The sequence below is a fragment of the Streptomyces sp. SAS_270 genome, assembly GCF_052543295.1.
This window is the reverse complement of the sequence record NZ_JBMNDS010000114.1, coordinates 16,777-27,336: the sequence shown is the minus strand read 5'-3', so window position 1 is coordinate 27,336 and position 10,560 is coordinate 16,777. Positions and strand designations below refer to the sequence as shown.

9 protein-coding genes and 1 pseudogene are annotated in these 10,560 nt (G+C 68.1%); 5 read left to right on the top strand and 5 right to left on the bottom strand.

Annotated features, from left to right (window positions below; all coding sequences use genetic code 11):
* Window positions 1-44: 44 nt before the first annotated feature.
* Together ACN6LB_RS42370 and ACN6LB_RS42365 are read right to left on the bottom strand one after the other, a co-directional pair.
* Window positions 45-650 carry a hypothetical protein gene (locus ACN6LB_RS42370; RefSeq protein ID WP_445030547.1) on the bottom strand — a complete coding sequence of 202 codons (606 nt, stop codon included), beginning with the start codon at window positions 648-650 and terminating at the stop codon, window positions 45-47.
* 9 nt (window positions 651-659) lie between these two features.
* Window positions 660-1,964, bottom strand: a complete 1,305-nt coding sequence (locus tag ACN6LB_RS42365) for a hypothetical protein (protein WP_445030546.1) — start codon at window positions 1,962-1,964, stop codon at window positions 660-662.
* A 499-nt stretch (window positions 1,965-2,463) separates the two neighbouring features.
* Here ACN6LB_RS42365 and ACN6LB_RS42360 point away from each other — a divergent pair, with 499 nt between their 5' ends.
* The 3 genes and pseudogenes from ACN6LB_RS42360 to ACN6LB_RS42350 form a co-directional block, all read left to right on the top strand.
* Window positions 2,464-3,264, top strand: a complete 801-nt coding sequence (locus tag ACN6LB_RS42360) for a phosphotransferase (RefSeq protein ID WP_445030545.1) — start codon at window positions 2,464-2,466, stop codon at window positions 3,262-3,264.
* 333 nt (window positions 3,265-3,597) lie between these two features.
* Window positions 3,598-4,572 carry a phosphotransferase family protein gene (locus ACN6LB_RS42355; protein ID WP_445030551.1) on the top strand — a complete coding sequence of 325 codons (975 nt, stop codon included), beginning with the start codon at window positions 3,598-3,600 and terminating at the stop codon, window positions 4,570-4,572.
* 216 nt (window positions 4,573-4,788) lie between these two features.
* Window positions 4,789-5,339: pseudogene (locus ACN6LB_RS42350) on the top strand (NF041680 family putative transposase); the annotation flags it as partial.
* A gap of 8 nt (window positions 5,340-5,347) precedes the next feature.
* Here ACN6LB_RS42350 and ACN6LB_RS42345 read toward each other — a convergent pair.
* Window positions 5,348-5,623 (bottom strand): hypothetical protein, encoded by a 276-nt coding sequence (locus ACN6LB_RS42345; RefSeq protein WP_445030544.1) that lies wholly within the window; start codon window positions 5,621-5,623, stop codon window positions 5,348-5,350.
* Window positions 5,624-5,795: 172 nt separating this feature from the next.
* Here ACN6LB_RS42345 and ACN6LB_RS42340 point away from each other — a divergent pair, with 172 nt between their 5' ends.
* Window positions 5,796-6,395, top strand: a complete 600-nt coding sequence (locus ACN6LB_RS42340; protein WP_445030543.1) for a GNAT family N-acetyltransferase — start codon at window positions 5,796-5,798, stop codon at window positions 6,393-6,395.
* Between the two features lie 531 nt (window positions 6,396-6,926).
* On the top strand, window positions 6,927-7,256 hold the full coding sequence (locus tag ACN6LB_RS42335) for a hypothetical protein (protein ID WP_445030542.1): 330 nt from the start codon (window positions 6,927-6,929) through the stop codon (window positions 7,254-7,256).
* A gap of 208 nt (window positions 7,257-7,464) precedes the next feature.
* Here ACN6LB_RS42335 and ACN6LB_RS42330 read toward each other — a convergent pair whose 3' ends face one another.
* Both ACN6LB_RS42330 and ACN6LB_RS42325 read right to left on the bottom strand, forming a co-directional pair.
* Entirely contained in the window at window positions 7,465-9,357 is a 1,893-nt protein-coding gene (locus ACN6LB_RS42330; RefSeq protein ID WP_445030541.1) for an SMI1/KNR4 family protein, read from the bottom strand.
* 597 nt (window positions 9,358-9,954) lie between these two features.
* Window positions 9,955-10,446, bottom strand: coding sequence for a nucleotidyltransferase domain-containing protein (locus ACN6LB_RS42325; protein WP_445030550.1), 492 nt, complete (start codon window positions 10,444-10,446; stop codon window positions 9,955-9,957).
* Between the last annotated feature and the right edge of the window lie 114 nt (window positions 10,447-10,560).

The following is a 10,560-nucleotide window of genomic DNA, read 5'->3' as shown; positions in this document are numbered from 1 at the left end:
GCGGCCCCGGGCTCACCCGGGACCCCCCCGCCCCCGTACCTTCCTCAGGGCGCTTCGCCCGGCATCTTCCCCGGCGCCGGTGCGGCCGCGCTGTCGTCCATGGCGCTGCCTCCGCCGGGCCGCTCGCCCGGCATCAGGCCGGAGGATCCTCCCTCACCCGGCATCAGACCCGAACCTGAGTCCTCGCCCGGCATCGGAATCCTCGCCGACTGCGCTTCGGCAGGGGACGCGGACGGCGGCGCGGTGCCCGCCTCCGGTGGAGTCGATTCCTGGACGAGTGCGGTGAGCGTCGCCGGGGCGTCGGACGGGACCGCCGCGACGGCCACCTTGCGCACACCGGGGTCCGAGTCGGTCACCAGGTCACTGAGCAGGCCTGCGGCGGACGCCGTCGGCAGGTTCACCGCAGCCGAGGCCGCCGCCACACGCAGCGACGGCTCATCGCTCTGCGCCGCGGTCGCGACCACCTCCTTGCCCGTGTCCCCCTCCAGGAGACTGGCCGCGTACGCCGCCTTCGCCGCGAGCAGCACGTCGTCGCCGCCGACCAGCGCGCGCAGGTGGGGCAGACTCGCGGAGCCCAGCCGTGCGGCGGCCGCGTAGTTCGGCTCCTCGGGATCGAGGGCCTTGCGTACATCACGCATCGATACGCTCATCGCCGCCTCCTAAATGTCCTGGCTGAGCGAGCTGTCGAGCATGGTCTTGACTTCGTCGGATACCAGGTCGGGGGGCGGGTTGGTGATGTTCGCCGTCCCGTTTCCCGTCATGAGCCGGTCGTTGTCGTTGACGTGCCTGAGGCCCAGGACGTGTCCGATCTCGTGGCCCAGGGTCCATTGTGTCGCGCCCTGCGCCACCACGGCGCCGGGGCGCCCGGCCGGATGGGCCGCGCACCCGTTGAAGGGCGGAACGGTCGACCGTACGAAGTAGGCGACGACGTCGTTCGCACCCACGTTGTTGCGGTTGCCGAAGAGCTGGTCCTGCTCGGCGGTCGTCTGCCCGACAACGCACTGGCCCACATCGACGTCGTTGAGCGTGGGCAGGTTCAGGTTCTCGGTCGACGCCAGCTGCACCGCGATGCCGGCGGTCGCGTACACCTCGCGCATCCGCTGCACGGCGTCGGCCACGGACACGTTCGGTGTGGTGAGGACCTTGGCGTGCAGTCGCACTGTGGGGACCTGCGTCCACCACTTGTGCCACATCGCGCTGTCGGTACCCGCGACGAACGTGTCGATCCGGTTCGGTCCCCACGATACGGCTGCGGGGGCGCCGGTGAGGACGCCGCCGAGGCTCTCCCAGCCGGACCAGCCGTTCTGGAACCACTTGTGCCACATCGCAGCATCCGTACCGGCGACGAACACGTCGAGTCGTCCGGTGCTCCAACTGGCCACCGCCGGCGCGGAGGTGAGGACGCCGCCGAGGCTCTCCCAGTTCGACCAGCCGTTCTGGAACCACTTGTGCCACAGCGCCGAGTCGGTGCCCGCGCCGAAGACGTCGATACGGCCATTGCCCCAGGACACGGCCGCGGGAGCGCTGGTGAGGACGCCGCCGAGGCTCTCCCAGCCGGACCAGCCGTTCTGGAACCACTTGTGCCACAGTGCCGAGTCCGTACCCCGCACGAAGACGTCGAGCCGCCCGTTGCTCCAACTCGCCACCGCCGGACCGCTGGTGAGCACCCCGCCGAGGCTCTCCCAGCCGGACCAGCCGTTCTCGAACCACTTGTGCCACAGCGCCGAATCCGTACCCCGCACGAAGACGTCGATGCGGCCGTTGCTCCAGGACACGGCGGCCGGTTCCGAGGTGAGGACGCCGCCGAGGCTCTCCCAGCCGGACCAGCCGTTCTGGAACCACTTGTGCCACAGCGCCGAGTCCGTACCCCGTACGAACGTATCCAGCCGCCCCGAAGTCCAGGACGAGACGGCGGGGCCGCTCGTCAGGGTTCCCCCAAGGCTTTCCCACCCCAACCAGGTCACGGCATTCTCCCTCCCTCCGCGGGCCACTCCGCAGAAGAAGCCATGACGCTACTCGTCCCATTTCCGACAGAAGCCCGCTAAATCCAGCCAGAACTACGGTGCAAACAGGGGTCAGCTGTGGCATAGGGGGCCATTGCTCGACATGCCCTCGGCACGGCAAGAGACCGGCCCCGGCTGCCACATGGGACCGAGGCGCACTCCCGCATTCGCCACCCGTGCCCAACAGGGCGACGAGAGCCCCGACGCCTGTCTCGGCCACGCCGGGCGCCAGTCTTCGGCCTCGTGGTCCTCCATCGCGTCGGGGTTGCGGAAGGGACACAGTTCCTGTCCGCGGCTGCTGGACTTGATGGTGAACAGGTGAGTGCCTGTTCCAGAATCAGCCCATGACATGAGGGGCTGGGTGGCCCTGGTGGTTCGACCAAGGGGTTGTTTTCGACAGTGTTCGGGGCGAGTTCGGGGTCTGGACCACGTAGGTCGACCTAGCGGTAGCGTGATCGTCATGGGGACTGACGACGAGGCACTGGTCGGCGGCATGGCGAACGCGGGGACAGTATTCCGCCGCGGTGCTCTGGTGGAGCGTCCAGCGCCGCGCAACGCACCCGCCCTGCACACCTATCTCGTTGCACTGAAGGAGCACGGTTTCGACGCGGCGCCAACCCCTGTCGGCCTCACCGAGGACGGCCGTGAGCAGCTGACCTTCATCGTCGGTGACGTGGCTCTGCCGCCGTTCCGTGGCTGGGTGATGACGACAGCCGCTCTGGAGTCGGTGGGGCGCTTGCTGAGGCGCTTGCATGAGACGAGCGGTGTGGTTGGGGTTGGCTCCCGTGCCGGGTGGCCCGGGGACCTGGCCGACCCGGAGGGTGGAACGATGCTGTGCCACAACGACGTGTGCCCGGAAAACGTCGTCTTCCGCGACGGCCGTGCCAGTGCCTTGATCGATTTCGACCTCGCGGCCCCGGGGCGTCCCCTCTGGGACATCGCCATGACCGCCCGCTACTGGGTGCCGATGCTCGATCCCGTCTCCGCGGCCGGTCTCTATCCCGAGGGGCTGGATGCGCACGCCCGGCTGCGGATCCTTGCCGACAGTTACGGCCTCTCCCGGCAGGACCGCGCCGAGTTGCCTGGCGTTGTGGAGCAGGCCACCGACGTCTGCCGAGCCTTCGTCGGCCGCCGTGTGGCTGAGGGCGACCCTGCCTATGTCCAGGCGCTGGCCGAGCGTGGTGGATGGGAACGCTGGGACCGGCTGCAGGCCTGGCTGGCGGATAGCCGTGAGACGTTCACGGCCGCCCTGCTGAACTGACCGACTGAACTGACCGACCCAGGCGTTCAAGGGGCTTCCGGCACGACGTAGCTGTGAGCCATGTCGCGGCGTTCGGCGGGTCGGGCGTTTCGGCGAAGCGGACCGTCGGGTCACCAGGGTGATGGCCGCCGGCGTTCGCAGTCTCGACGATTGATCTGCACGTTGTAGAGCTCGTCCGCCCCTGTGGGATCGGGGTCGATGCTGCTCGAGACGTACCGCTTCAACCGTCAGTCCTCGGATTCGGCATAACCCAATGGCCCCACCGTCGACGCTTCCGTAGGGTTCGCGGGTTGTCGTGACGGAGAGGCGGATCGGAACGTGGCACGCAGGGCAGTGACGCGGGACCAGTTGACGGGTGCAGCGCGGGCCGCGCTGGGCGGCGGGCGGCGGCTGGAGGCGGTCGAGCGGGTCGCGGGCGGCAGCAAGAAGGGTGTGTACCGCCTGGTGATGGACGACGCGACGACGGCGATCGCCTACCTATGGGACGGCGCCGAGAACTACTGGCCGGCGGCCGAGGGCGACGACGACCTCACCGACCCGTTCTCGCCCGGCCTCGGGCTCGATCTGTTCCAGGCCGCGCACGAGCGGCTGGACGCGCTCGGCGTTCGCGTTCCAGCGATCCGTCTCGTCGATCGCGACGGGACGCATTGCCCAGCCGACCTTGCGATCGTCGAGGACCTTCGGGGGGAGAGCTTGGAGGAGTTGCTCACGCGGGATCCAGCCGCTGCGGCTCCGGTTATGGTCCGGCTCGCGGAGTCGCTGGAGGCAATGCGGCGTCACCGCGCACCGGCGTACGGCAAAGTGGCGGTGGTCGACGGAGGAGGGACCTCGCGCGGCTCGTCGTGCGAGGGGGTGGTTCTCGACCGTGCGCTGCGGGACCTTGCCGAGGCGGCCTCGCGCGATTCGCGGATTGCGGGCGCCCGCGACCGGCTGGAGGAGCGGCTGCTGATCCTGGCGGCGGCGGTGCAGCCACGCGCGGAGTACGCGGTCGTGCACGGCGAACTGGGGCCCGACCATGTGCTTGTGGACGAGGACGGGAACCCCGTGGCGATCGACATCGAGGGATTGATGTACTTCGATGTCGAGTGGGAGCACGTGTTTCTGCGAATCCGCTTGCAGGACGCCTACCAGCCGCTGAGGGTGGACGGCTTGGATGAGGACCGGCTCGCGCTCTACATGCTCGCGCAGCGTTTGTCTCTGACGGCGGGTCCGTTGCGGCTGCTCGACGGCGACTTCCCTGACCGGGCGTTCATGGCAGGCATTGCCGAGTACAACCTGAAGCAGGCACTGGAACTGGTCCACGCCTGAACTCTCGGGTGTCTCAATCTGTTCGGCAAATAGCAGCAGGTGAGGCTGGTTTGAGTCTCTAGGTCGGTGGCAAGGCGAGGTTGTAGATGCCGTTGCCCCGGGACAGTCTCATTCTCGAGTCGCCTGAGTACGGCCCAGGGGATGACCACCGCTGACCGGTTGCCGGCCAGTTCGCGAAGTGCGACGTTCTCTGCAAGAAGTGCAGCGCTGGCAGTGGCCGCGGCGCCGACTTCGGGCGATCTGGACGCGGAGACCGTACAGGTCACCGACCGCTACGACACCGCTCGCGCGATGGCCCTGGACCGCATTCGCCCGACGCTGACCACGCGCTCGGCTGAGGACGTCGATCTGCGCTGGCAGACGTGTTCTTGCGCAGGTTCGATCTGGAGCGCTCCTGCCGGATGGTCAAGTAAGCGCTGGGCTGGTCCCATCCGAAGTTCGCAGGCCCGAGGCGACGGACCGGGGGGACCTGGCTGATCGTCGCCGCCCAGACCCAACTCCGCCTGGCCCGGCCCCTGGTCGCCGAACTTCGCCGTCCGTGGGAGAAGCCGGCGAACCCGGGCCGGCTCACCCTCGCCCGGGTCCGCCGGGGGTTCAGGAACCTCCGCCCGAACCTGCACTGTCCGGCCCGTGCGCCAAAACCCAACCGGCCCGGCCCCGGCAGGCCGCTCGGCTCGCAAAACCGCCGCCCCGTCACCCGCTTCGACGTCGACAAGACCACCAGAAGTCCCGAAAACACCACCGAGCGCAACCAGCTCAGACGCTGAACAGGGCTTCAGAAGGGAACGGCCAGCCCGGCTTCTCGCAACCCAAGCAATGCCCTGCCCATGCACTCGGCGGCCGAGGCCCCATCAGCCCTCATCCCACCATCCAGGGGTCCACCAGAGGCTGCGAAGGTCCACGCCGGCCGACCGTCACGCATCCGCTCCGCGTCGACCCGGATCATGGCACCTACACCCTGCTCGCCGAGCCATTCCAGGATGAGCATCGTCGCGTCCTCGACTCCGCTGTCCGGATCCACCTTGGGCCGTCGCCCCATTCCCTTAGCCATGGCCACAACCCTACTCAGGGGCCGGATTGGCCTTGTCGCACGCTTTCAGGCGGCTCAGACCATGAAGAACAAGCTCAGAACCTGTCTGTGACGTGCTCGTGCGCAATCATCGGTCGGTAGCCAATCCACCGCCGAGGCGGCCAGGGCACCAAGTCGGCTTTTGGAGGAGTCCGTGAGCAACAGGTCGACAGACGATACGTCCGCCGCCCTCACTGTCAGGTCGCTGGACAAGGACACGTGGCCCGCATTCGCTCGACTGGTCGAGGCGAACAACGGCGTGTGGGGTGGCTGTTGGTGCATGGCCTTCCATGTCAAAGTCGAGAAGGGGCGCGCCCCCCGGCAGAACCGTGCGGAGAAGGAGCAACGCGTCCTCGCGGGTCACGCCCACGCCGCGCTCGTCTTCGGTGGCGATGAGTGCCTGGGTTGGTGCCAATTCGGCTCCGCTGCCGAGCTGCCGGAGATCAAGAGCAAGCGGAGGTACGAGAAGGAGCTGGTGACGGTGCCGGACTGGCGCATCACCTGCTTCTTCACTGGGAAGGGGCTGCGCAAGCGCGGCGTTGCCCATGCCGCGCTCGGTGGGGCGCTGGCCGAGATCGCCCGCAGCGGCGGCGGCACGGTCGAGGGCTATCCCGAGGAGACCGATGACCGTTCGGTGTCGGGCTCCTTCCTGCACACAGGCCCGATGACTGTGTTCGAGAACCACGGGTTCACGCGCATCCGGCCGATCTCGCCGCATCGCTGGGTGGTCACCCGCAGCGTCGCCCCGGCCTGAGCTTGTCCTTATCTACCGGTCTCGAACGGACCTGTTCATGGTCTGGCTGAAGTTCACGCCATCAAGGCCGGACGGTGAAGCGTCTTCGGTGGTGCCGGGTCCCGAGGCCGAGCCGGCTCCTAGGATCCGGATGACCCGCGGATCGAGATGCTGGTGTCCACGCTGGCCGACAAGCTGCTCACCAACCGCGAGCTGCTGGCGATGCCTGCCGGGTTTCGGCACCAGTCCGACGCCATCGCCGCAGCTTCCTGCTGGAGGACTGGATCCGCCAGGCCGAACGAACCGCGCCGCCATCGACCAAGAGCTCGCAAGGTTCCTGCGCCAGGACCTCGCCGCGGTGCCGGCCGGCCTGACTCTGGACCACAGACCTGGCAGGGTCGAGGGGCACGTCAACAGGCTCAAGACCCTAAAGCGGCAGATGTTCAACCGGGCCGGACTCCCACTGCTACGCAAGCGGGTCCCCCTCGCATGACGGCGTCAAGGAAGCAGCTGTTCGCTGCTTGTCAGCGGCATCGTCTACCGTTCCAGCGCATGGGCTACGACCTTCACATCACTCGCCGTGACGACTGGTGGGACGAAGAGGGACCAGAGATCACCACAGCGGAATGGGCGGCCGTGGTGGAGGCGGATCCGGCCCTCGAGATGGTTCCGCCGCCGCCGGGCTGGAACGAACCACCGCAGTGGAGCGCCGAGATGATCACGCACCCGCCCGAGAATCGAATGGGCACTGCAATGCACTGGGACTCCGGCGAGATCAGAGCCAAGAACCCCAGTGACATCTTGATCGGCAAGATGCGCCAGGTCGCAGTCGCATTGAAGGCCCGGGTACAGGGTGACGACGGCGAGTTCTACGGCGGGTGAGATCAGATCAGGATCACACGCTGTCACCACTCCACAAGAATCTTGCCCGAAGCCCGAACCCTGAAAGCCGCCACCCCGTGCTCGGCGGTGATCCCATACCTGCTCGGTGGATTTCCCACTCATACAACAACCGACCTGCGGACGGACACCACAAGGGAGGACACGCCGGCGGGCCCGCCTTCCTCGGAGGGTGCGGGCCTGCGAGAACTCAGGGCCGATGCCGCACGAAGTAGGCATAGGCGAACCCCTCGCCCGTGCGCGGCGCCCGGGTCCAGGATCGGGTGGTGAAAGTGGGGAGCCTGCCTTGGGTCAGCGCGAAGCGGGGGAGGGAGAGTCCGAGTTCGGAGTGCAGGGCATCCAACACGCGTAGTTCGCAGTCCTTTTCAGAGTCCTCCGGGCGGAACAGCCGTGCGGGATCCAGGGCCTCGGGTATCGCGCCGAAACGCTGGATCGTTGAACCCCGCACGGTGAACGCGTAGAGCTCCTCGCCCCGTTCGGCCACCGAGAGGTGGAACGCGGCCGGGTGGTCACCGGGAGACGAACGCCTCGGGTCACGCCACACCACCACCGCGCGGCCGGACAAAGAGGCGGCCGAAGCGGGGGACTGGAACAGCCTGTTCAAGTGATGGTCAGAGTGACCGTCGAAGGCGAAGGCCCACGCTTCGGAGGCGCGGCCGACAGCAACCACAGCCCGGTCCTCCCAGAGTTCCACGCCCTCCCGCTCGTGGGGCTTGGGTGCCCGCAACGAGGCCATGCGCGGATCCGTGGGCGCGCTCAGCTCGGCGCCTTCCTCGCCGATCAAGGCGGGCAGGCGATCGGGGTCGGCCCCCTCGACCCAGACACAGCGGTATCCGTCGTGCGGCTGCCGGTTCGCCGCAGGCTCCGTCAGCCAGGCGAGGCCCGGCGGGTCGAGATCGGGCCCCGGCTCGGGAGCGGGCCCCGTCTCTCCGGCCCGCGGGGTCGCGAGGATCTCCCGTCCACGCTCGGGGGTGATCAGCGGGCCGAGGACCGGATCGGCGAGCAGGCCGATCGGGGCGATCAGCAAGGGCCCGGGTGCCTCCCACAGCGGGAGCGCGTCCCGCAGCGCCCGCCACGCCGCGTCGGTCTCCCCCCAGTGGGCCAACTCCCGGGCCTCGGCGACGGCCCGGCCCCATGGACCGGGAGGCGCGTAGCGATGGGTGCCGTCCCGCATCGCGCTCAGTACGTCCTCGACGGTCTTCCGGGTGGCCCCGCGGGCGGTCATCATCCCGAGCCAGTGGTCGTCCCCGCCCAACCGCCATTCGCCGCGTGCCGGCCCCATGGCCTCCACGGGCAGAATCTCGGGTACGTAGCGCGGGTCGGCCACCAGGTTGGCGTATCCATGGGAGCTGCGCGGGGCCTGCAGATGCCGGAGCTGATTCAGCAGGACGGCGCTCTGTGGGCGTCCGAAGGACCGTGCCTCCTCCAGCAGGGGCAGGGCCTCCTCGTACTGCCCGCGCAGGGCGAGCAGGCGGGCCTCCTCCACCCGGGCGTCCTGGGCGCGCGTGGTCGCGTTCTCGAAGTCGGGTCTCTCCACCCGGTCGGCGTGGAAGCCGCGGTACATGGCCTCCATATACGCGCGAAACGACGGGTAACGGTCAGGAAATTCACCGCTCCAGCCCTTGTAGACGTAGAGAGCCCACTCGCCGACCTGGTCGCTGTCGCCCGGGTCTAGCAGGGCGTACGACATGTCCGAGTCCGTCTCCAGCCGCAGCGCCCGTCGCCACATTCCGGCCAGCAGGACGTCCTCTTCGCGCGGGTTGTCGCCCAGGTTCTGCTCGTACAGCGGGGTCATGTCGTACGGGTCCTGGAACCAGTCGATGTCCGCGGCGCCGCCGAGCTGATAGACCCCGGCTGTCTGGTCCACGTGCCACCCGTCGCTCACGGCCAGGAACTTCCGGTACGAGGGCGGAAGCCGCCGCCCCAGCCGCTCCTCGGCCGCGGTGATCGCCTCCTCGCGCGCCCCGGACCCGCCCAGAGAGACAGCTATCTGCCCTCTGACCTTGCCCTCGTCAGCGCGCGGAACCCACTCCTCCTGCCAACGTCCCAGGAAGTCGGGCCAGTTGAAAGACTCGCTACTCATGGCCGCATGGTGTCATCCGGCACTGACAACGGTGCCGGCCCTGTTCTCGTACAGCTGCGGCCAAGTGGCGGTTGCAACCGTCTCCTTGATTCGCAGCCGGGGACGCCGTCACGGCAATGCCGGAGCTGCTGCGGCAGCGGGCCGCTCCAGCAGCGGTGACGACCACGTTTGCGCAGGTGAGGTAGGTCGAGCACCTTGGATCAGGAAGCTCGCGATCGGGTCCACTTGCCACCCGGCGCTGTCTTCGTTCACCCGCAGGCCGACGTGGACCAGGATCTCGTTGAGGTCATCTCGGTGCCGGGAGAACACAACGGACTGTCGCGACCACCTTTGGAAGCACTCCTCCGCGCTGGCCTATAGCGATGCCCCCGGCGGCTGGTGGTTCGCCAACGAGTCCGGCCTTCAGTCGCGGTGGAACTGTCGGCTCGATGTACTGGGCGAGGACCCGTTCGGTGATCCCCGCCGTCCCTCAAGAGCTCGGGTCGCAGTAGCCGCCCACCCCGAAATCATCGTTCTCACCGGCCTGTTCGCCGCCCCGCGCTGGCGAGACTACAGCCACCTGCCCGCCGAAATGGCGCGGCGGCTTGGCGTTGCTCCTCAGAAGTGGGTGGCGATCCCGAAGACGCGCCGGAGTTGAGTCATGTCGTGTCGATCGCGGTCCGTGGGTTCGTATCCCTGGTGGAAGTAGACCTGCTGTTCGGCGGACAGACACGGGACAGGCGTTCCCTTGATGGTGCCGGTCACGAAGCATGAGGGGGGATAGACAAAGGGACGCTCCGGTTCGAGTGACGCCTGCACCGCCGAGCCGTCGTCGGCGAAGACGAGGGGGTGAAGGTCGATCTCTCGGCCGTCCGGCGTCGTGACCACGAATCGGATGGGCCTCCAGCTCAGGCTCTCCTCGAAGCCTGCCTCGGCGAGAGCTGCACCCACGGCGGCCTCCTGTTCTTGCCGATGCATGAGGTCCAAGTCGCGGTGACGTCGGGTCTGTTCGCCGATCAGAGCGTCAATTCCCCATCCTCCGCCGAGCCAGACTTCTACCTCTACCCGTCGCAGCGAAGCCAGGACAGACAACACGTCTTCAGCCGTCATCACGTGACGCAGGTTAGAAGCGATCACCTTGGACAGCGAACGAATTCCTCCGACTGCGGCTGGTACTCCAGCCGGAGACGTGATCTTGCTGGTGGGGTGAGCCGAAGCGCGAGA

Excerpts from the sequence above, each read along its gene's own strand:
- ACN6LB_RS42345 (WP_445030544.1), bottom strand. The coding sequence starts at position 5,623 with ATGGCTAAGGGAATGGGGCGACGGCCCAAGGTGGATCCGGACAGCGGA.
- ACN6LB_RS42370 (WP_445030547.1), bottom strand. The coding sequence starts at position 650 with ATGAGCGTATCGATGCGTGATGTACGCAAGGCCCTCGATCCCGAGGAG.
- ACN6LB_RS42330 (WP_445030541.1), bottom strand. The coding sequence starts at position 9,357 with ATGAGTAGCGAGTCTTTCAACTGGCCCGACTTCCTGGGACGTTGGCAG.
- ACN6LB_RS42335 (WP_445030542.1), top strand. The coding sequence starts at position 6,927 with ATGGGCTACGACCTTCACATCACTCGCCGTGACGACTGGTGGGACGAA.
- ACN6LB_RS42360 (WP_445030545.1), top strand. The coding sequence starts at position 2,464 with ATGGGGACTGACGACGAGGCACTGGTCGGCGGCATGGCGAACGCGGGG.
- ACN6LB_RS42325 (WP_445030550.1), bottom strand. The coding sequence starts at position 10,446 with ATGACGGCTGAAGACGTGTTGTCTGTCCTGGCTTCGCTGCGACGGGTA.